This window comes from Collinsella sp. BM28 (genome assembly GCF_054551995.1).
This window is the reverse complement of record NZ_JBTOLJ010000001.1, coordinates 2,045,830-2,067,161: the sequence shown is the minus strand read 5'-3', so window position 1 is coordinate 2,067,161 and position 21,332 is coordinate 2,045,830. Positions and strand designations below refer to the sequence as shown.

At 60.6% G+C, this 21,332-nt stretch carries 18 protein-coding genes; all 18 read right to left on the bottom strand.

From position 1 onward, the window contains the following. Positions 1-17 precede the first annotated feature (17 nt). The 18 genes from ACX9NZ_RS08835 to ACX9NZ_RS08750 all read right to left on the bottom strand — a co-directional run bounded on the left by ACX9NZ_RS08835 (position 18) and on the right by ACX9NZ_RS08750 (position 21,197). Positions 18-1,415: a phosphohexomutase domain-containing protein gene (locus ACX9NZ_RS08835; protein WP_118654409.1), complete on the bottom strand. Its 1,398-nt coding sequence runs from the start codon at positions 1,413-1,415 to the stop codon at positions 18-20. A gap of 186 nt (positions 1,416-1,601) precedes the next feature. Continuing rightward, positions 1,602-2,030, bottom strand: coding sequence for a metal-dependent transcriptional regulator (locus ACX9NZ_RS08830; protein ID WP_317440558.1), 429 nt, complete (start codon positions 2,028-2,030; stop codon positions 1,602-1,604). A 60-nt stretch (positions 2,031-2,090) separates the two neighbouring features. Continuing rightward, entirely contained in the window at positions 2,091-3,320 is a 1,230-nt protein-coding gene (gene pepT, locus ACX9NZ_RS08825; RefSeq protein ID WP_304291904.1) for a peptidase T, read from the bottom strand. A 146-nt stretch (positions 3,321-3,466) separates the two neighbouring features. After that, a complete protein-coding gene (locus tag ACX9NZ_RS08820; RefSeq protein ID WP_118654406.1) occupies positions 3,467-4,606 on the bottom strand; it encodes an LCP family protein in 1,140 nt (379 codons plus the stop codon). Between the two features lie 19 nt (positions 4,607-4,625). Continuing rightward, entirely contained in the window at positions 4,626-5,909 is a 1,284-nt protein-coding gene (gene murA / locus ACX9NZ_RS08815) for a UDP-N-acetylglucosamine 1-carboxyvinyltransferase (RefSeq protein WP_118654405.1), read from the bottom strand. An 83-nt stretch (positions 5,910-5,992) separates the two neighbouring features. Then, positions 5,993-6,391: an ATP synthase F1 subunit epsilon gene (atpC, locus tag ACX9NZ_RS08810; protein ID WP_199588944.1), complete on the bottom strand. Its 399-nt coding sequence runs from the start codon at positions 6,389-6,391 to the stop codon at positions 5,993-5,995. A gap of 3 nt (positions 6,392-6,394) precedes the next feature. Continuing rightward, positions 6,395-7,828: a F0F1 ATP synthase subunit beta gene (atpD, locus tag ACX9NZ_RS08805; protein ID WP_407496124.1), complete on the bottom strand. Its 1,434-nt coding sequence runs from the start codon at positions 7,826-7,828 to the stop codon at positions 6,395-6,397. Next, complete coding sequence (atpG, locus tag ACX9NZ_RS08800; protein ID WP_294159140.1) at positions 7,828-8,739, bottom strand: ATP synthase F1 subunit gamma; 912 nt, start codon at positions 8,737-8,739, stop codon at positions 7,828-7,830. The genes atpD and atpG overlap by 1 nt, the downstream gene beginning before the upstream one ends. Positions 8,740-8,744: 5 nt before the next feature. After that, positions 8,745-10,364: a F0F1 ATP synthase subunit alpha gene (gene atpA, locus ACX9NZ_RS08795; protein WP_118654402.1), complete on the bottom strand. Its 1,620-nt coding sequence runs from the start codon at positions 10,362-10,364 to the stop codon at positions 8,745-8,747. Between the two features lie 3 nt (positions 10,365-10,367). After that, a complete protein-coding gene (locus ACX9NZ_RS08790) occupies positions 10,368-10,850 on the bottom strand; it encodes a F0F1 ATP synthase subunit delta (RefSeq protein ID WP_118654401.1) in 483 nt (160 codons plus the stop codon). Continuing rightward, entirely contained in the window at positions 10,840-11,445 is a 606-nt protein-coding gene (atpF, locus tag ACX9NZ_RS08785) for a F0F1 ATP synthase subunit B (RefSeq protein WP_118654400.1), read from the bottom strand. Before atpF ends, ACX9NZ_RS08790 begins: the two co-directional genes overlap by 11 nt. Positions 11,446-11,493: 48 nt before the next feature. Then, positions 11,494-11,688 (bottom strand): ATP synthase F0 subunit C, encoded by a 195-nt coding sequence (locus ACX9NZ_RS08780; protein ID WP_118654399.1) that lies wholly within the window; start codon positions 11,686-11,688, stop codon positions 11,494-11,496. 102 nt (positions 11,689-11,790) lie between these two features. Next, on the bottom strand, positions 11,791-12,591 hold the full coding sequence (atpB, locus tag ACX9NZ_RS08775) for a F0F1 ATP synthase subunit A (RefSeq protein WP_294123595.1): 801 nt from the start codon (positions 12,589-12,591) through the stop codon (positions 11,791-11,793). Between the two features lie 18 nt (positions 12,592-12,609). After that, positions 12,610-12,765 carry a hypothetical protein gene (locus ACX9NZ_RS08770; RefSeq protein ID WP_233546250.1) on the bottom strand — a complete coding sequence of 52 codons (156 nt, stop codon included), beginning with the start codon at positions 12,763-12,765 and terminating at the stop codon, positions 12,610-12,612. 431 nt (positions 12,766-13,196) lie between these two features. Then, on the bottom strand, positions 13,197-13,844 hold the full coding sequence (gene upp, locus ACX9NZ_RS08765; protein ID WP_407496128.1) for a uracil phosphoribosyltransferase: 648 nt from the start codon (positions 13,842-13,844) through the stop codon (positions 13,197-13,199). Positions 13,845-13,857: 13 nt separating this feature from the next. Continuing rightward, on the bottom strand, positions 13,858-14,295 hold the full coding sequence (rpiB, locus tag ACX9NZ_RS08760) for a ribose 5-phosphate isomerase B (protein ID WP_294123593.1): 438 nt from the start codon (positions 14,293-14,295) through the stop codon (positions 13,858-13,860). A gap of 68 nt (positions 14,296-14,363) precedes the next feature. Next, positions 14,364-15,902: a glycerol kinase GlpK gene (gene glpK, locus ACX9NZ_RS08755; RefSeq protein ID WP_407496130.1), complete on the bottom strand. Its 1,539-nt coding sequence runs from the start codon at positions 15,900-15,902 to the stop codon at positions 14,364-14,366. Positions 15,903-16,076: 174 nt separating this feature from the next. Further along, entirely contained in the window at positions 16,077-21,197 is a 5,121-nt protein-coding gene (locus ACX9NZ_RS08750) for a beta-N-acetylglucosaminidase domain-containing protein (RefSeq protein ID WP_407496132.1), read from the bottom strand. Between the last annotated feature and the right edge of the window lie 135 nt (positions 21,198-21,332).

Here is a 21,332-nt window from a genome sequence, read left to right as displayed (position 1 = left end):
GGCGGGAAACTTTGCTCCTATGTAAACTCGCCATGAGCGAGATCTATCCCCGCATCCAGCAGTTCGTCCCGCATTTCGATCGTCTGCGCTTCTGCATATACGCGTATGAGCGGTTCAGTTTGGGAAGGCCTTAGCAGGATCCACGATTCGTCATCGAACTCCAGCCGCAACCCATCCATATGACTCACGTGCACCGGAACTCGACCTGCCACCATCGGAGGGTTGAGTCCTGGTAAGACCGTACGGAGCATTTCGACAATCTCCGGGTCTATTCGAAGGTCGCGGCGAGCATAGTAATACCGCCCGAAATAGCTTTCCAGCTCGTCTACAAGCTCCGCAAGTGACTTCCCCGTCACCGCCATCGCCTCACAGAGAAGAAGGTTGACCAGAAGGCCATCGCGCTCCGGCATATGGTGGGCAATGCCCACACCTCCTGACTCTCCGCCCCCTAGCAACACGTCCCGTTTTTTCATCTCACTATATATATGCTTGAAACCAACGGGTTTTATGGAGAGCTTACATCCCAGCTCACGTGCAACCCTTCGCGTGAGAATCGACGACGTCGTGTTGAGCACCACGCGCCCGTTCCATCCTCGGTTGCGGCATAAGTGACCGAGAATGAGAGCTATGACCTTTTGCGAATTCACAAATCTGCCGTGTTCGTCCACCGCGCCAATGCGATCGCCATCCCCATCGTTGACAAGCCCCGCACATGCGCCACACGCGACAACCTCGCGCTCGCAGTCGTCAACCCAAGGCTCAATAGGCTCGGGATGGGTTCCATCGGTCTCTTCATCTGGCGAACCATGGATCTCGGTCACATCAGCCCCCATGGCACGCAGCAAATCGGCGAAGCAGCCACTTGCCGATCCGTACAACGGATCGTATACGACCCGTAACTGCGCCGCAGCGATTGCCTCGGTGTCCACCATTGCATACAGATGGTCTAAATAGCGCGTAAGAAAGTCCGTCTCGGCGATTGCCCCGCGGGCAAGCGTTGGATCGGAATCGATGATGCGCTGTAGTTCTTCGTAGAAATCGTCCGACCCCACACCACCATCCGCCATGCGCAGCTTGATTCCCTGATAGTCTGCGGGGCTATGCGAACCTGTCACCATCAAGCCGCCCACAGCGCGGTCATCCCGGGCGACTGTCCACGCCAACGCGGGCGTGGGAACGTGCCTATCGGAAACCTTGACCGCCAGACCGTGCGCCGCAAGGACCTTGCCTGCAAGGCGCGCAAACTCACGTGCACCAGGACGTGCATCGTACCCAACATACACCAGCGCACCAGCTGCGCGGCGTGCCCAAAGAGCACCCGCCGCATCTGCAACTCGCACCACGTTATCGTTGGTGAAATCACCATCAAGGCGCGCACGCCAGCCATCTGTTCCAAATCGTATTATTTCGCTCATGCGCGTATGCACCCCTTACGGTGATTATGTCATCGCGTCAATGCATTGTTCGGTATACCCCAACCAAGGCGCGCCAACCGCAGGCGGTGAAATCTAAGCAAAGTGTAAGGATGGGGCTCGCAAACTAACAATCGCCCGCGCTGGGAACACGTCCCAACGCGGGCGGCCGTCGTCCGCTATCTCGCCTTACCCTTCTATGGTGATTCCCGACGATTCGAGATAGGCCAACCAGCGATTCATCGTGTCCTCGGAGAGCGCGTGCTCCATCAAACACGCTTCGGCATCGGCGCGCTCAAAGTCGACTCCGAGCTCGCCCGCGAGAAAGGCGCGCAACATGCGATGACGGCGCCAGACGGCGGAGCCAATCTCGCGCCCCTGAGATGTCAGACGCACTCTGCCATAGTGAGATTGCTCGACCATGCCCTGCGCTTTGAGCGCGGTGATCGCCTTGTTGACCGATGTCTTTGACACCTCAAGGCGCTGAGCGATGTCTACCGAACGAATACCACCCTCGACTTCTCCGCCGTTCTCTCCCTCGATTCGAACAATACACTCGAGATAGTCCTCGTTTGCCGTCGTCAGATGGGGCTCAGCTGTGAACTCGTCATGCTCCATGGCGTTTGTTCCCTTCTCTACCATTTCCGGCGGCAACGCATCGGCGCCGGACTCTGCCCGCTATGCGAAGCGGGCGACCAGATGCTTGAGGACCTCCACCATCTTCTCGAGCGAGAGGACGGGAATGAACTCATTCACGCCGTGGCAGCAATACGCTCCGGTCGACAAATTGGGACACGGCAGGCCGCGGAACGAAAGCTGTGCTCCGTCCGTACCGCCGCGGATGGGGATGACATTTGGGGTGACGCCGGCGTCCTCAAAAGCTTTTTTCGCCTGATCGATAAGCTCGGGGTAATCGGCCACGACCTCTGCCATGTTGCGATACTGGTACTTGATCTCGACCTTCACGCGCTCGCGCCCCTGTTCCTCATTCACAAAGGCGGCGGCGGAAAGCAGATGGTCGATTTTCGCTTGGAATTTCTCGCCATCGTGATCTCGGATGATGTAACGCGCCGTCGCGTGCTCGACCGTCGCACTCACGCCTTCCAGGTAATAGAAGCCCTCGTAGCCCTCGGTATACTCCGGGCGTTGGGCTGCTGGCAGCAATCCATGGAAGCGGTGGAAGAGCTCGCCGGCATTCACCATGCGTCCTTTCGCGTCCCCGGGGTGAATGGAGAACCCTTGGAAGCTCACGGTAGCCTCTGCCGCGTTGAAGCATTCCCACTCAAGCTCACCAAGAGGACCGCCGTCAACGGTATACGCATAGGTGCACCCAAACCCGTCGATGTCGAGCAGCTCAGCGCCGTGTCCAATCTCCTCGTCGGGGCACAGGCAGACGCCGATGGCGGGATGAGGCGTCTCGGGGTGCGCGCACAACTCGGCGAAGAGTGCCATGATCTCGGCGACACCCGCTTTGTCGTCGGCGCCCAAGAGCGTCGTTCCGTCGGTGCAGACCAGGTCCTGTCCAACAAGGTCGTTCAAAGCGGGAAGCACACTGGGGGCGATGGAAACAGGAGCGCCGTCCACCACACCACACACTAGGTCACCGCCCTGGTACGTGAGCACATGCGGCTTGACGCCAAAACCAGGTGCCTGCTCCGTGGTATCGAGATGGGCAATCAGACCGAGGCGCGGACGCTCCTCGGAGCCCGAGCTTGCGGGAATCCAGGCGGTCACATACGCATGGTCCGTCACCGTCACGTCGCGGGCACCCATCCCGCGCAGCTCTTCCGCAACCATATGCGCCAAGTCAAACTGAATTTCCGTTGACGGGACGCGATCGCAATGCTCGTCTGCCGACTGGGTATCAACTTGCACGTACCGCAAGAACCTCTCGAGCACATCGGACATGGGGGCATTCCTTTCCTCGGCGCCATGTAGCGCAACGTGATACAAACGAAAAGCACCCCCAGCGTATGCCAGGGGTGCTTCTGAGTCAAAGGGTGCTGGCGTTAGGGCCGGCGACGTCGACGCCCCCAGCGTGGAACCATCGGCCACTACTCCGCCTCGTTCTCGCCATCAGACGTGGCCGACCCCAAGATGTCGCCCGCCGTGGAGGCGCCTGAAGTATCTTGTCCACTGGTCTGCGGACCCTGGGGGTTCTCACCCGCATCGACCCTCTCCATCATATCGGCGAGCTTGCTCTCGTAAACAAAGACGTAGCTCACACCGTTAACGTAGGTCGTATCATCGGCATACGAGGGGACGTTGGCGACGTACATGTCATTTTCGACGTCCATGCCCCGCATCGCGTTGGCAACGGAGATGATATCTTGGGGGCTTAACGTGGTCATGACGACCTCGGAGAGCGCCTCGACAATGCCCATCACCGTCGTTGCATCGAGCTCGTTGAGAATCTTCGAAGCAAGGGCGGCGAGCACCTGGCGCTGGTGGCGCATGCGCGTGTAATCGCCATCGGCATAGGTATAGCGGCAGCGCGCGTAGGTGAGTGCCGTGGCGCCGTCCATATGCTGATATCCCGTTTCGATCTTGATATCGAGATGCTCGGGATCATCGACCTCCTCGGTCGCGTTGAGGTCGATGCCGCCCACCGCATCGATAAGCTGTTCCATGCCCTCGAAGTTGATCTCGGCGTAGTGGGAGATCTTCTGCTCGCCACCAAAACACAGCTGATTGACCGCCTTCACAACGCCCTCCGGGCCGTCAACAGAGTGGGTGGCGTTGATCTTCATCGTCTCGCCGTTATAGACCACCATCGTGTCACGCGGGATGGAGATGAGCGTCGCCTGCTTCTCAGTGGGATCGACGCGGGCGAGGATAATCGAGTCGGAGCGGTACGTATCTTCGCCCGGGCGACCGTCAGTGCCGAGCAGCAGGATGTAAAACGGCTCACGAGCGACGTCGGAGTCGTTCAAAATCATCCGGATGCCCTCGCCGAGCACTCCGTTGCCGGAGAGGTTTCCCGTTACTCGAACGAACCAGGCGCCGACCCCAACCACGCCCACGAGCAGCACCGCCAACAGGCCGCCCAGCACGCCGCGCTTGACCATGCGGCCACGACGGCGCTGGCGGGCACGTTCGGAATACCGGCCAACGTTCTCACGGCTATAGATGCGGCTGCTCGCTCCGGTTGAGGGGCGACGTCCCTCCTGGATGGGCTTCTTACGACGGCTCATAGACACCTGCACTCAATTGTTAGTCATCAATGGGATCGGGAAGGGAGAGGCGTTCCACTGTGGCGCCCAGCCCGCGTAGCTTGTCGACAAACCGCTCGTATCCGCGATCGATATGGTGGATAGCGGACACCTCCGTATAGCCCTCTGCGACAAGACCGGCAATGGCCAGGGCGGCACCGCCACGAAGATCGGGGGATGTAACCTGCGCGCCGGAGAAGCCCTTAACACCGTGGATCATGGCGTGATGCCCCTCGACACGAATGTCCGCGCCCATACGGACGAGCTCAGAGGCAAACATAAAGCGGTTCTCAAAGATGTTCTCGGTGATGATGGAGTTACCGTCGGCGAGCGCGGAAAGCACCATGACCTGAGCCTGCATGTCGGTGGGGAACCCGGGGAACGGCAAGGTTTGAATGTCAACAGGGGCAAATCGCTCGCAGCGTTGGACGCGCACGCCCTGCTCTATGCGCTCGATGCACACACCCATGCTCTCGAATTTCTTGAGGACCATCCCCAAGTGATGCGGATTGAAGCCGAGAACCTCGATTCCGGCGGGACCGGCGGCGAGCGCGCCGGCGACGATGAAGGTTCCGGCCTCGATGCGGTCACCCACCACGCGATGCGTCACGGGGCATAGCTCCTCGACGCCCTCGATGGTGACAACCGGGGTGCCGGCACCAATGATGCGGGCACCCATCTCGTTGAGCATGTTGGCGAGGTCTACGATTTCCGGTTCACGAGCGGCGTTGTCAATCACCGTCGTGCCCTTGGCTTTAACCGAGGCCATGATGAGGTTCTCCGTAGCGCCAACGCTGGCGAACTCAAGCGTGACGGACGTACCCTTAAGTCCGTTCGGTGCTGTAGCGTGGATGTAGCCGTGGTCGGTATCGAACGAAACGCCAAGCGCCTCGAGTCCGAGAATGTGCATGTCGATCTTGCGGGCGCCAAGGTTGCAGCCACCGGGCATGGCAATCTTGGCCTTACCGAATCTGCCGAGCAGGGGGCCCATCACGGCAGTCGACGCGCGCATCTTGGCAACCAAGTCATAGGGAGCCTCATATGAGTCGACCGCAGACGTGTCGATGCGCAGCGTATGCTCATCAAGCACATCGATCGTGGCGCCCATGCGCTTGAGCACCTTGCCCATCACATGAACATCGGAAATATTGGGGACATTCTCGAGCGTCGTGGCACCGGGCGCCAGCAACGTGGCGGCCATGAGCTTGAGCGCTGAGTTCTTGGCTCCCGAAACGACGACGCGGCCCTCAATTGCGTGCCCGCCCTCAACGCGGATGATATCCAAGCGCTTCCCTTTCAAAAAACATGCCCGGGTCGCCCCGGGCACGATGTCATAAACTGTGCGCGTCAAACGCGTCGCCACTGACCCTATTGGGATAGCAGCAGCTTGCACCATGCGATTTCATTATAGAGGTACGCACGGCGTGCATCATTCTCCGACATTTTCCCCAGCTCGTCTTCAAAACCGGCCATCTGGGCGGAGACTTCTTCGGCGTCGACCTTTTCGATATCAAGGGCGCGCTCAGCAAGCACGATGACCTCGTCATTCGCAACCTGGACATATCCATCGGTGACCGCGAAGACGCGGTCGGTCACGCCCATCTGCGACTCGGAGACGCGAATCCGTCCGCCATCAATCGTGCAAATCTCGCTCGCATGGTGTGGCAAGATGCCGAACTCGCCGACAGTCGTGGGAACGGCCACGTAGGCAACCGGGCCCTCGAACACGCACTCCTCGGGGCAGACGATGCGCAACTGCATGGCCATGTCCTACGCCCCCATCTTGGCGGCGCGCTCGCGCACGTCGTCGATGGTGCCGGCGTAACGGAACGCCTGCTCGGGCAGATCGTCGCACTCGCCGTCGATGATGGCGGCAAAGGAGCGAACCGTGTCCTCGACGCGCACGTAGACGCCCGGGTTGCCGGTGAACTTCTCGGCGACGTGGAAGGACTGGGACAGGAACTGCTGGATCTTACGAGCGCGGTTCACAGTAAGGCGCTGCTCATCGGAGAGCTCGTCCATACCGAGAATGGCGATGATGTCCTGAAGGTCGGAGTACTCCTGCAAGATCTCCTGGACGCGCACGGCCACGCGGTAGTGCTCCTCGCCGATGATCGCGGGATCGAGCGCGTCGGAAGTGGAGGCCAGCGGATCGATTGCCGGGAACAGGCCCAGCGAGGAGATGGAGCGGGAGAGAACCGTCGTGGCGTCCAAGTGGGTGAACGTCGTGGCGGGCGCGGGGTCGGTCAGGTCGTCGGCGGGAACGTAAACGGCCTGAACCGAGGTGATGGAACCGGTCTTAGTGGAGGTAATGCGCTCCTGCAGGTCGCCCATCTCGGTAGCCAGGGTGGGCTGGTAACCGACGGCGGAGGGCATACGGCCAAGAAGCGCCGAGACCTCGGAACCGGCCTGGGAGAAACGGAAGATGTTGTCGATGAACAGCAGCACATCCTGACCGCGATCGCGGAAGTACTCAGCCTCGGTAAGGCCGGCCAGGCCGATGCGCAGACGGGCTCCCGGAGGCTCGTTCATCTGACCGTAGACCAGGCAGGTCTTGTCGATAACGCCCGACTCGCTCATCTCGAGGTACAGGTCGGTACCCTCGCGGGTACGCTCGCCAACGCCGGTGAACACCGAAGTGCCGCCATGCTCTTGGGCGAGGTTGTTGATGAGCTCCTGAATAAGCACCGTCTTGCCAACGCCGGCGCCACCGAACAGACCCGTCTTGCCGCCACGGATGTAGGGCTCGAGCAGGTCAACGGCCTTGATGCCGGTCTCGAAGATCTCGGTCTGCGTGGTGAGCTGGTCGAACGAAGGGGCCGGGTGATGGATCGGGTAGTACGCGTCCACCTCGGGCATCTCCTTGCCGTCGACGGGTTCGCCCATGACGTTCCAGATGCGACCGAGCGTGCCCTTACCCACCGGCATCTGCATAGGGGCGCCCGTGTCGACGACCTCGAGGCCGCGCTGCAAGCCGTCGGTGGAAGTCATGGCGACGCAGCGCACGACATCGCCGGGCAGCTGGCTCTCGACCTCGAGGATGGTGTTGATGTGGCCGACGGGCGTGTCCACGTCGACAGTGAGGGCGTTGTAGATGTTCGGCACGCCGCCCTTGAACTTAACGTCCACGACGGCGCCGATGATGCGCGTGATGCGCCCGACGCCCGCGGTGGGCGTGGAGTCCACAGCGATGGTATCTGCCATTAGTTCTCCTCCAATGCAGCGGCTCCGCCCACGATCTCGTTGATCTCGGTGGTGATGGAAGCCTGGCGTACACGGTTATAGGTGCGCGAGAGGTCGGCGATGATGGCGGTGGCGTTCTCCGTCGCGGAGTGCATGGACTTGCGGCGGGCTCCCTGCTCGGCTGCCGCCGAGTCGATCATCGCCTGATGGACGATGGTGAGGACGTAGCTCGGAATGAGCTTGCTCAGCACATGGTCAGCGGAAGGCACGAACTCGAAGGGCGACGAGAGGCCCGTAGGCGCCTCGTTCTCGTTCGCGCGCGGGCCACGGGCGGTCTGCAGCACCAGCTGGTCGAGCGGCAGAATGCGCTCGAGACGAAGCACCTGCTCCACGCGGTTCTTGGCATGGAAGTAGACGATGTCCACGCGGCCAAGATGCCCCTGGGAATACGCATCGATCACGTAATTCGCGACGATACGCGCATTCTCGATCGTGGGGTCGTCGGACTCACCGACGATTGCCATCACCTTGTTGGGGTATTTGCGGAAGAACTCCGTCGCCTTGCGTCCACAGGTGATGAGCTCGACCTCTTTCGCACCGTGGCGATAGAAGTGCTTGATGCGCTGCTCGGCGGCGCGCTCCACCTGTACGTTGTAGCCGCCGGCCAAGCCGCGGTCGGAGCTGATCACAATCACCAGCGCTCGCTCGTAAACCTCGGGGTCGACGAGCAGTGGGTTGGAGACATCGACCGACGAATCCTGCGCAACGGTCAGCATGACGTCCGTGATGGCGGCGGCATACGGCTCGGAATCCTTCTCGCGCTGGAGCGCGCGAGCGATCTTAGCCGTAGCCACCATTTCCATCGTGCGCGTAATCTGCTGGGTCGTGGAGACCGAGTTGATGCGCTTTTTTATGTCGCGGAGGTTAGCCATGGGGCCTAGTTCTCTCCTGCTTCGCCGTCGAGCGCGGAGGCACTCGACGCCTGGGACTCACGGGAGGCCAGGAACTGACTCTTATAATCACGGATCGCCGTCTCGAGCTGGGATGCCATCGCATCGTCCATCTTGACGGTGCGGAAGCTCTCGAGCAGCTTGCGGTGGGCGCCCTCGAGGTAATCCACGAGGCCGTCACGGAACGGCACGACGTCGGCGAGGTCCATATCGTCCAGGTAGCCCTTGTTACCGGCGTACAGAACGGCGACCTGCTCCGTAACGTCCAATGCCTTATAGCGACCCTGCTTGAGGAGCTCGGTCATACGAGCACCATGCGTGAGCTGCTTTTGGGTGGTGGCGTCGAGGTCGGAGCCGAACTGCATGAAGCCGGCGAGCTCACGATACGACGCGAGATCGAGACGCAAGTTGCCCGCCTGCTGCTTCATGGCCTTGGTCTGAGCCGAACCACCAACGCGGGACACGGAGATGCCCACGTCGACTGCGGGGCGCTGACCCTGGTGGAACAGTTCGGACTGCAGGTAGATCTGACCATCGGTAATCGAGATGACGTTGGTCGGAATGTACGCGGAGACGTCGCCATCCTGCGTCTCGATGATCGGCAGAGCCGTGAGGGAGCCACCGCCGTTCTCCTCGGAGAGCTTGCAGGCGCGCTCGAGCAGACGAGAGTGCAGGTAGAAGATGTCGCCGGGGTACGCCTCGCGTCCCGGGGGACGACGCAGCGTAAGCGACATCTGACGGTAGGCGACGGCCTGCTTGGACAGGTCGTCGTACACGACCAGGACGTGACCGCCGGGGTTGGTGGCGCTGGCGGGACGGCCGTCCTCGCCGTTGTACATGAAGTACTCGCCAATGGCGGCGCCTGCCATAGGCGCGATGTACTGCAACGGGGCCGAATCGGCAGCGGTGGCGGACACGATGACCGTGTACTCGAGCGCACCGTGTGCGGCGAGCATCTCGCGAATCGCGGCGACCGTCGAGGCCTTCTGGCCAATAGCGACGTACACGCAGATCACGCCCTTGCCGCGCTGGTTGATGATGGCGTCGACGGCGATGGCGGTCTTGCCCGTCTTACGATCGCCGATGATGAGCTCGCGCTGGCCACGGCCAATCGGGATCATCGCGTCGACGGCAAGCAGGCCCGTCTGCATGGGCTCGCATACCGGGGTACGCTCGATAACGCCGGGAGCCTTGAACTCAATGGGTCGACGCGACGTCTGGCCGATGCTGCCCTTGCCATCGATGGGCTGGCCGAGCGGATTAACCACGCGGCCGAGCATGCCACGGCCCACAGGGATGTCCATGACGCGGCCGGTCGTGCGGCACTGGTCGCCTTCTTTAATGGAATCGACCTCGCCGAACAGGACCGCGCCGACCTCATCGCGATCGAGGTTCTGAGCCAGGCCGTACACCGTACGGCCCGTGATGGAGCTCGTGAACTCAAGGAGCTCACCTGCCATCGCGCTCTTGAGACCGAAGACGTGGGCGATACCATCGCCCACCTCGGCTACGTGGGATACTTCTTGGGTATCGACGGTAGCCGACAGGTCGAACAGGCGCTGCTGTAGGACTTGCTCGATGTTCTCGGCAGTAATTGCCTCGGACATTGGCTATACCTCCGAATTCTTAACTGACTGAGTCATGACCTTTCGGGCCTGCTCAAGCTGGTGACGCACCGACGCGTCACGACGACGCCCCTGCGCGGAGATGATCAAGCCACCGATGATGGACGGGTCGACGCGCTCGATCAAAAACACGTTGCAGCCCAGGTCAAGCTCGCACTTCTGCGTGATCAGCGCGCGCAACTCGTTGTCGAGCGGCACCGCCGTGGTGACGGTCACGCCGACCGTCTGCTGGTCGCCATCGGCCATCTCACTGTAGAGATCGAGGACGTCGGCCAACTTGTCCAAGTCGCCATTGACGGCCATCTGAGACAGGACGGAAAGGACCTCGGGGCTCGCATCTGCCTCGGCCTTGAGGGGGGCGAGGTTCTCGTAGACTCGATCCTCGTTCTTAGCCGCCTCGAGCAGCGTGCGGGCGTACGTCTCGAGCTTGCGCTTTTCGAAACGCTCGCTGATATCCTTATCGACCATTGATGGTACCCACTTCCGCAAGGTACTTCTTGATGAGCTCACGCTGCTTGGCTTCATCGCTGGCGAGTGTGTCGCCCACGATCTTGCCTGCCACGGCGACAGAGACCTTGGCGATGGTGTCGGTGGCGGACGCAAGGGAGCGCTTCATCTCGTCATCAGCGCGATCGTGCGCCTTGGCGATGATGTCCTCGGCCTCCGCGTGAGCGGCGGCGACGATGCGAGCGCGCTCCTTCTCTGCGTCACCGCGGGCCTCAAGGACGATCTCGGACGCCTTGCGGCGCGCCTCGGCGACAATGGCGTCCGCCTCGTCGCGAATCTCGGCAGCCTCAGCCTTGGTGGCGTCGGCTTCCTCGATGCTGTCCTCGATCTTGTGCTCGCGGGCATCGAGAACGGAGATGACCTTGGGCCACACGAACTTGGCCAAGAGGAACCAGATGATCAGGAAGATGAGGAGCGCGGGAACGAACTCCGCCATCTTGGGGATCAGGATATCCGCGCCACCGGACTCGGTTCCCTCGGCAAAAGCCAAGGTGGGCGTGAGAAGCACCGAGGCGAAGGCCCCAAGCGCGACACCTGCGCGTTCAACGTTTTTCATGACTTCCCCCTCGGGACGTATCGCCCGGTACTCTTGCGAGGACCCGGCCTATTTGACAACCAGTGCGACGACGAAGCCGATCAGGGCCAGAGCCTCGGCGAAAGCCGAGCCCATGATGAAGACGGTGAACACGCGGTCCTGAACCTCAGGCTGACGCGCCATGGCGCTCGCAACGCCATATGCAGCGAGGCCGATAGCGAGGCCTGCACCGATAACACCAAGACCGTAACCGATAACTCCCACAATTCCTCCTTGAGATCGCGCGCCTTCGTGGCGCACCTTGATCACGATACCTATCTCAAGCGCACGGCTCGAACCGCACGCAGGGTACCCCTACACGTATGGCTAGTGCCCTTCGGCCTCTGCGCCCTGGATGTACACGGCGGTGAGAACGGTGAACACGTATGCCTGAATCACGCCGACGAAGATCTCGATGGCGTAAATCACAAATAGGATTGCCGCGAACGCAAGGGACGGCAGAGCGCCAAGGGCGTTGGCGGCGCTGAACTCGGCAATGAGCGGCTCCGCGAACAGCGAAACCATAAGCGCAAAGGAGCCCAGAACGATATGGCCTGCGAACATATTGCAGAACAGACGAACCGCCAGCGTGATGGGTCGCAGCAGCGTGGAGATGACCTCGATCACCCAAATAAGTATGTTGAGCGGAAACATGACCCCCTTGGGCGCGAGGCTTTTGATGTAGCCCCACACGCCGTGGTTCTTCATGCCCACCCAAACGAAGTACACGAACGCGACGAGTGCGAGGGCCGCGGTGGTGGAAATCGTGCCCGTACCCGGCTTCATACCGGGAATGATGCCGATGATGTTGTTGACCACGATGAACATGAACAACGTTCCCAAGAACGGCAGGTGACGACGCCAGGACTCCTTGCCCAAGATGCCGATTCCCACGTCGTTCTCAAGGTACTCGATCACAAATTCGATCGCGTTGGCAAACCTGCCGTGCGGAACTACGGCGACGCGCTTGGCGAACGCGAACATAATGACAAGTAAGACGATCGAAGACACGATGAGCCAGAATGAATACTGGGTCACGCCGTGCATCAAGTCGCCCACGACGGGTATCGAGCTGAAGCTCGACACGAGGTGGTTGATCTCGCCCGGCAGCTTCTCAAACGCTTCCATGCGCTAACCCTCCTAGAGTCAGTGACTCATCGTTTTGGCGGCAAGTACCGCCCACATGACCAGGAACCCCATGAGGAACCCGACCGCGACCACCGGCAAGTCCTGCGGAACGGACATCCAAACCAAGGCAAATGCCGCCATGGCAAAAGCAAAGGAGACACCCAGTGCGGCCATCCCCCTGCCTACCGTTGGTTTAAGGCGCCCCGACCGCGCCAAAAGCACGACCGCGAATAAGGGGGCGAACGTTGCGACCCCTAAGCCCATCCCAACTGCAAGCATCGGCTACCCTTCCGCTGCGGGACATTCACGTGGAATGCGCGTGCCACAAGTTCCAAACCTGCACATACATGCAGTTTGATGCGGCAACGCACGACCTTGCGAATACCAGTGCTTCGCAGTATATCGCTCAATAATCCCCGCGCAAGTAAAATCGTACAACCGGATGATGTTTATGGACATTTGTTCACAATACGACATTCGTTCATTAAATTTGAGAACATATTGGGGCGTTTGTTGTTTATTTTAACCCAAACAAAAACGCGGTGCGCCGTCAAAACGCACCGCGTTACCGCACCGAAACGTGCCCCAATGGCACGCGCGAGACCCTACAGAGTGCCGAAGATGCGGTCTCCGGCATCGCCGAGACCGGGAACGATGTATGCCGCGTCGTTAAGGCCCTCGTCGATGGAACACGTGTACAGGCGAACATCGGGATCGTGGTCGAGCACCGTCTTGATACCCTCGGGAGCGGCAACCAACACGAGCAGACGCACGTCCTTCACGCCTTGACCACGCAGGTAGTCAATCGCCGCCGTGGCGGAGCCGCCCGTGGCGAGCATGGGATCGACCACCAAGCACGTACGCTGCTCGGCGTCGGCGGGAAGCTTAGCGTAGTACTCGTGCGGCGCGTGCGTCACTTCGTCGCGGTACATGCCCACATGACCAACGCGGGCAGCGGGGATGAGCTCAAGTAGGCCGTCCACCATGCCCAATCCGGCACGCAGGATCGGAACAATGGCAACCTTGCGCCCAGCGATCTGCTTGCCCGTGGTGGCGCAAATCGGCGTCTTTACGGGAGCATCTTCAAGCGGGAAATCTCTCGTGGCCTCATAGCCCTCAAACAGGGCGAGCTCCTTAACGAGCTCGCGGAACTGTTTCGAACCGGTGCGCTCGTCGCGCATGATTGTCAGCTTGTGCTGGACGAGCGGATGGTCAACCAGCGTGACGCGGCTGCTGTCAAATGATACGGACATATCGTCCTCCTATCTAGTCAAGCGCCATGACTTTGGCCACGCGGGCCTCATGGCGACCGCCTTCAAACTCCGTCTCGAGGAACGTCTTGACGATTTCCTTGTTGACGTCGATGTCAACAAAACGGCCCGACAGGCACACGACGTTACCGTTATTGTGCTGGCGGAAGAGTTCGGCAAACGGAACCGATGTGATGGACGAGGCGCGAACGCCGGCTACTTTATCGGCGGCGAGCGCCATGCCGATGCCGGTGCCACACACCAGCACGCCGCGATCCGCCTCGCCGGCCGAGACCGCCTGCGCGACCTTCACGGCATAGTCGGGATAATCGACGGAAGCATCGGAGTCGGGGCCCATATCGGCGACCTCGCAACCCAGCTCCTCGGTCAAGTAGCTCGCCAGGGCTTCTTTTTGCTCAAATCCACCATGATCGGAGGCAATGGCGACACGCATCGTGCACGTCCTTTCAACTGTTGAATGCAACGGTTTCACTCTAGCAGGTTCGCAGGGAACGTGCGTCCTTAACGTGAACGGGCACGCGCGACCGCATCGTGCCATCCAGAGAGGCTGCGCGCCACGACCTCCTCAGATGCACTGGGGTCGAACCTCTTGCCGGGCACGCGGTTTTGCTCCAGGTCATCGAGATCCTCCCAATATCCAACCGCAAGACCGGCGAGATATGCCGCGCCAAGCGCCGTAGTCTCCACATTTTCCGTCTGAACCACTGGAATGCCCAGAAGGTCGGCCTGGAATTGCATGATAAAGTCGTTGCGCGAAGCTCCCCCGTCCACCGAAAGGGTCTCTATCTTCACGCCCGCATCGCGCTCCATGGAGCGCAGTACGTCAAAGCTCTGGTATGCCATCGACTCGCACGCGGCACGCACGAGCGTGGCGCGATCGCTCGCACCCGTCAAACCGCAAATCAGGCCTCGGGCATCAGGATCCCACCATGGAGCTCCCAGGCCGCTGAATGCCGGAACCAGATAACAACCGCCGTTGTCGTCAAGATGACGGCACAGATCGGACGCCTCCTTGGTGCTGGAAATCAAGCCGAGTTTATCGCGCAGCCATTGCACCGTCGCGCCGGCGTGGAAAATAGATCCTTCGAGGGCGTAGGAGATCTTGCCGGCATGGGCGATGCCGATGGTCGAGACCAAACCATGTTCGGAGGCAACACACGCCTCGCCGGTGTTCATGAGCATGAAACATCCGGTGCCGTAGGTGTTCTTGGTGCAACCGGGCTCAAAACAGCAATGGCCGAACAGCGACGCCTGCTGGTCGCCCGCCACGCCCGTGATCGATGGCCCGTAGGTCATAATCTCGTTCGACACACTCCCGTAACCATCTGAACTCCAGCGCACCTCGGGAAGCATAGAGCGCGGAACGTCCAGTATCTTGAGGAGTTCATCGTCCCATTCGAGCGTGTGGATGTTGAACAGCATGGTGCGGCTGGCGTTGGTGTAGTCGGTGGCGTGAACCGCGCCTCCCGTGAGGTTGTAGATGAGCCACGTGTCGATGGTGCCGAACATCAGCTCTCCCGCATCGGCGGCGGCGCGGGCACCATCGACGTTGTCGAGGATCCACTTGATCTTGGTGCCCGAGAAGTACGGATCGGGCATGAGTCCCGTCTTGCTCCGAATGGTGTCCGACACACCCTCGGCGATGAGGGCGTCGGTGATGCCGGCGGTACGGCGGCATTGCCACACGATGGCGTTGTGGATAGGTTGACCAGAGTCGCGATCCCACACCACCATGGTCTCCCGCTGGTTGGTAATACCGATTGCCGCAATGCGATCCGAGTGGATGCCGCTTTTGAACTGCACCTCCATCATGACGGCAATCTGAGAGGCGAGGATCTCCATAGGGTCTTGCTCGACCCATCCAGAGCGCGGATACATGGTCTTGATGTGGCGCGACGCCTGGGCAACCACGCAGTCGTACTCGTCGACGATGATCGCGCGCACCGATGTGGTCCCCGAGTCGAGCGCCATGATGTAACGGCCGCCCAAGGGCGTGTACATGCGGTCAATCTTCCCGAGGTCTTTGAGCGAGAGCGCCATTGGAGGGCCTTTCTATGAGAGTGCCCGGCGCCCCTGATTGGAGCACCGGGCACAATACATGCCATTAGCATTGTTTCACGGGCACGGGGTCGCCACCGTGGCGCCTGCGGCCCATCCGATAGACGGGGCAATCAGTCGGTCAATGCACACATTTGGTGGGTGAAAGGCGTGGACCTACTTCCCTCCTCTGCGGCGAACAACCATCGCGATACCGGCGATGACCACGATGGCGCCAAGGGCTCCCAGCGCGATGACGGGGATCAGCGAGGAATCGCCCGTAGCCGGCAGACCGCCATTCGGCTTGGTCTGGGGAGAACCGGTGCCGGTATCGGCACCGTTGCCAGCGCCGCTGCCGCCGTTGTTTCCGCCGCCACTGCCACCGTTTCCGGATTCGCCCTTGAGTTTCAGTCCATCGCGAGCCGCCTTAAGGGCGCTCACCAGCTGCTCAGCCTCGGCCTGGGAAAGATTGTCTCCCTTCTCAAGTCCAACCTTGGCTGCCGCGAGAGCCTCGCCATATGCCTGCCAGGTCTCATCCGTGTACCGAGAGCCATCCGTGATCGCTCCGTTCACCAGCTCGGAGAGCTCCGTGCCCGTGTACTTGAGGACCGGACTGTTCAGCGCGGTCTCGATAGCGGCCTTGATGTCTTCAACTTGGTCGGCAGTCAGGCTCTCGGGGTGCGCAATCGCATCCTTCGCCTGCTCCACGGCGGCGTTCAGCGCATTGATGGAGTCAGTGGTCCAGGCGCTCGTGTCCTGCTGGCCCGCGGCATCGACCGTCTCCTGTAGCTCGGCGATGAGATCGGAATCCATACCGGAGAGCGCGCCCAGCAGGTAGATCTCGGAAATCTGGGGCGTCGTGCCCTCAGCCCACTCGAACACGAGGTCCTTCACCGCAGTGTACTCCGCGAGCGCGCGACCGTCGTTCTTGAGCTTTCCGAAGCTGAACTCCTTCAGCACCTTGTTGTCGACACCCAGCTCGACCGTCGTGGTCGTGCTGTACGTATCGTCGGTGTAGAGGACCGCCTTCACCGTCACATTGCTCGGCTTGCCATGGGAGACGATGCGGACGCCTTGGAGCGGCGTGCCATCGGCCTTGAGCGGAGCGGAAACGTGGTAGGTGAGCGAACCAGCCTCGGATCCCTGCGGTGTCCACGCGGTAAGCAGGTTCTTGTCGATTAGGTTCTGCGGAGTCTTGCCCTGCTGCTCCATCACCGTGGACTCAAAGTCGCCACCAGCATAGGTGGAAACGTATCCCCCCTTGTTGATGCGCAGCTCACCGATCTCGACCCAGCGATTCGGATATGCCTCGGTAAAGCGGATGCGCAGGTAACGACCGCTCAGGTCGAGGTCCTTCGCTTCGATGAACATGTTTCCGGGGGTCTCGCTGGAGTGCGTGAGCCAACCGGCTTCCTTGGCCGTCGACTGCGTGCCGGGGTCGGCGATCTTACCATCGCTGTTGATGTCGAGGACGAGCTTCCAATCCGCATCGGCGGCGTCGGGCGCGTCGGCGACCTCAACAACCGCATTGCGGATGAAGTCGAGGCTGGCCTCGGGCACGAAGTACTCAATCGAGTTGATCGTACGGGCCTGACCCAAATCGAACACGACGGTGCTGCCCTTGGCAGGAGCACCGGAAGACTTGGTGGCCGTGGTCACATCGCCGTCGAAGACCCTGGAGGCATCCAGCGTCTGATTGCCGGGAAGATCGCTCTTCACCAACGTGGGCGCAAGGGAGTTGAGATAGGAGCCCTCAAAACCCTTGAGGGTCACGGTTGCCTTGTCTCCCATAGCGCGGAAGCCCACATAGCGTGCGCGCTCCACGTTGGAGCCCTCGACAGGAATCCACTCAAGACCGTTCTGAGAATACACAGCCTCGGCGCTGGAGAGCGTCTGCTGGTCCAGGTTGGCAACCTTGATGTCGCGGCGGATGGAACCGAGGTCGAGCGCGAACACATCGCCCTTCGTGGGGAGGGCCACCGCGCCGTCGGTCGTCTTGAACGTGCCGTCACCCACACGAGCGGTGAGCTGAACGTCTGCTAGGTCGAACGAGGCGTAGAAGTTGTCCTTGGTGTAGGAGAACTTTTCGAACGCCTGGAGCTCAAAGAGCTGGAACCAATTCGCCGTAGCCGCGGTGGCAACGACCTTGATGCCGGTGGCCTCGACGCGGTTGAAGGTGGCCGTTTGGTCTGCCGCGCTGCCGAGCGTGGCAATCTCGGTCCAATTGCCGTCCTGCTTGGGCTGCTCATCAGTGGTGTAGTAGAGCTTGGAAGCCGTGAAGCGGTCGCCCTCGCCCTGGAGCATGCGTACCGAGTCGATGAACTTGCTCTCGCCGAAGTTCAGCATGACCCAGTCGTTCGCGGCCGTGTTGCGGCTGCTCCAGAACTGCGTCGAATCATTACCGTCGATGGCACGATCAATGCTGTTTGTGGTATACACGGGCATGTTGGTGGAAATGGCCTGCGTAGCCGCGGACATGCCGCAGGTCGCGTGCAGGTCGGCCACGCGCCACCAAATCTTCTTGTCCTTGTTGTTCACGACCTTGATGGCCTTGGCCTCAACCGGGGCACTCAGCTTGACGACCTGATTCGTCTCACTCGTGATGGCACCGGCCGGCTGCCAGGCACCATTGGTGTCCTGATAGTACGCCGTGCCCTCGTCGATGACATCGCCCGCCTGGCTCACGCCCTGCTGGAACACGATGGCATCGATGGTCTTGCGCATGTCGAACGTAACGATGACGGCCGCGTCCTTGACGGTACTGTCGTCCTTGTTCGGCTCGGCGGCCTTGTGCGTGAACCACGCCTCGGTGTCCTTGCCGTCGGAGGCGTTCTGCAGCGGCTTGGAGGTATCCGCCGTTTCTTGTTTAGCGAGCGTTACCGTACCGGTGAACATGCCGCTCGTCTCGACCTTCTGGTTGACCATGATCTCGTTGATGGTGGGCCAAGCGTCGAGCTTATTATCGCGAACGGCAACCAGGCGTACGCCGTCGACCTGCTTGAGGCCAAGATCGGTCACCGCGACGGTGCTCGTGGTGTATTCCTGAGCATTCGGAACGTCGCGCCACTCACCATCCTTGAGATACTGGACCTTGCTGCAGTCGAAGAAGTTCTTGCCGGTGCCCTGAACAAACGTCACGGTATCGAGGTCGAACGGCTTGGTCTGCATCATGCCAAAGTAATCGTCCTTGGATACCTTGTTCGGAGAACGATACTCGGCACCCGTGGCGGGATCACCGTCAAAGACGGCATCTTTGCTGCCCTCGGGCGTGTCGGTTCGGTTGGTCACCAGCTTGGTTACCACCGCGTCCGGGTCAGCGGCGAGTGTTGCCTTCTCAGCCACATAGTCGTTCAGCGCGTTGACTGTGGGCGTGATGTACGCCTTGCCCACGCGAGCCTTCTCGTAGTGGTCGATGTACCACAGCTGATTGTTGTTCGCGGCCTCGAGCGCTGAGGTGCCCTCGGCGAACAGCGTGATGAGCTCGTTGGCGCTACCGCCGATGGAAGCCTTGACGGCATTCAGCTCGGTGATGGCGGCACGGGTGATGCCGTCGAATGTGTCGACCCAGGGCGTCATCTGCTCAAGCATCGCCGGAGTGCCCGCCTGCTCGCGGAACGTCTTGGAGTCCTTCTGGATCTCCTCGAAGACGGCGATCATCTTGTCGCAATCCTCGACAGTCACCGTGTCGGCGGCAAGCTTGGCAACGAAGTCGTTGAGCTCGTCCTTGATATCCGCGGACTCGCCGTTCTCCCACGTAGCGCCGCCGCCGTACATACGCTTCATATGCTCAGAGAGGTCATGCAGCGCGTTAGAGCCCTCGGTGGGAATCGGCGAATTGTGATCGATGTAACTAAAGGAGTTCTCCCAGGTGTCATCGGCATGGGCCTCGGACTCCCAGAGGTTCCAGGTGAAGTCCGCGTTCATGAAAATGCCCTGCTTGGAAGGCTCGGACTGCTGCATGGGGTTGATGACAACGCCCTTGACCTGACCCGGCTTGAGGTCGGAACCCAGGAAGTTGTTGTGCCCACCCATGTGGAGGGCGTCCTTGTCGTTATCGGAGCAGGGCCAGTTGATCCACATGAAGGGGGCAACGCCGGAGTTCTTCTGGAACGTCGAGGCGAAGCTGTTGTCAATCTTGCCCCACACGCGTCCACCGGTATTGATGACCTGGACGTTCTCGGGAAGCTGCCTGTACCAATCCTCACCATTACCCATGTAGTTCACCGGGCAGAAGATGAGCGTGTCCTTAAGGCCGGGATACTTGACCGCACCGTCCGCATTCTTGGCCTTCTGCTGCTCATGCAGCCAGTCGGTCATCTCTTTGCAGAGCTTGATGTACAGATCCTTGCCCTGGTTACCCGCATCGTCCGCCAGGATCGCGATCTGGCGAACCCCGTGATCCATGACCTGGGTGAACTTTTGCTTGAGGACCTTCACGGACTCGTCGTAGTTCGCAGGCGTGATCGGGTTGCTCATGAACGGATGCAGCGCGAAGACAAAGCGACACTTGGACTCGTTGCCCGCCTTGGCAAGGGGCTCGATCTTGTCGCGCAGCTCGTCTTCGGTGTATAGTTCGCGCCACTTGGCGTTGTGTTTGGGATCATCCTTGGGCGCGTAGAAGTAGGCATTGAGCTTATAGTAGCCACCCCACTCCATCAGGCTCACGCGATCCTCGGTGCTCCACGGGTTTCCGTAGTAGCCCTCGATAAAGCCGCGCGTGGTCACGTCCGCGTAATCCGAGGCAGTAAAGGCGCGAAGCGTCTTGCCTTCTACCTGCTGGAGGATTTGATACAGCGTCGTAAGGCCGTAGTATGCGGCGTCCGTATCCTTGCCCAGCACGATGATCTGGTTGGAACCCGTGCTGCTTGCCGGCAGCGATGCCAGCATGTAGCTATCGGTCTTGTCGAACAGACCGTCCGTATAGGAGAGCTTACCCTCCTTTACGAGCTTCTCGACATGACTGTCGACCGCGCCCTTGGAGCCCTTAATACCCACAAGCAGCGACGTTTCACTGCCGCCTGTGGGAACCGAAGCGCCCTGAGCGGCCTTGAGCCCTTTGAGGTCGAGCGCCTCGTTCATGCGCGTTACGGTGTCCGCATCGATACCACCCTCGACAACCGTGGTGATGGTGTCGCTGAGTGGAACCTCGCCGTTTGCATATGTCACCGTGTGCGGCGTCGGGTAGATCTGGTAATCCCCTTCAGCCGCATGGGCGATTGCGGGCGATACGCTCAGGCCCACGACTGCACACGCGCAGGCGATAGCCTTCGCAATCTTCCATCGTATTCCTCTCGCCATCCATTTCCCCATCTCGTTCAACGGGCACTCCGCTCGCTCGAGACAGAGCCATCCCTTTGTACATAACGCATCAATCTTCCCGTAGGAGGCTGCCCCTCCCCGTTCGCGATTTGGCGAGCGGCACCTTATCGAACG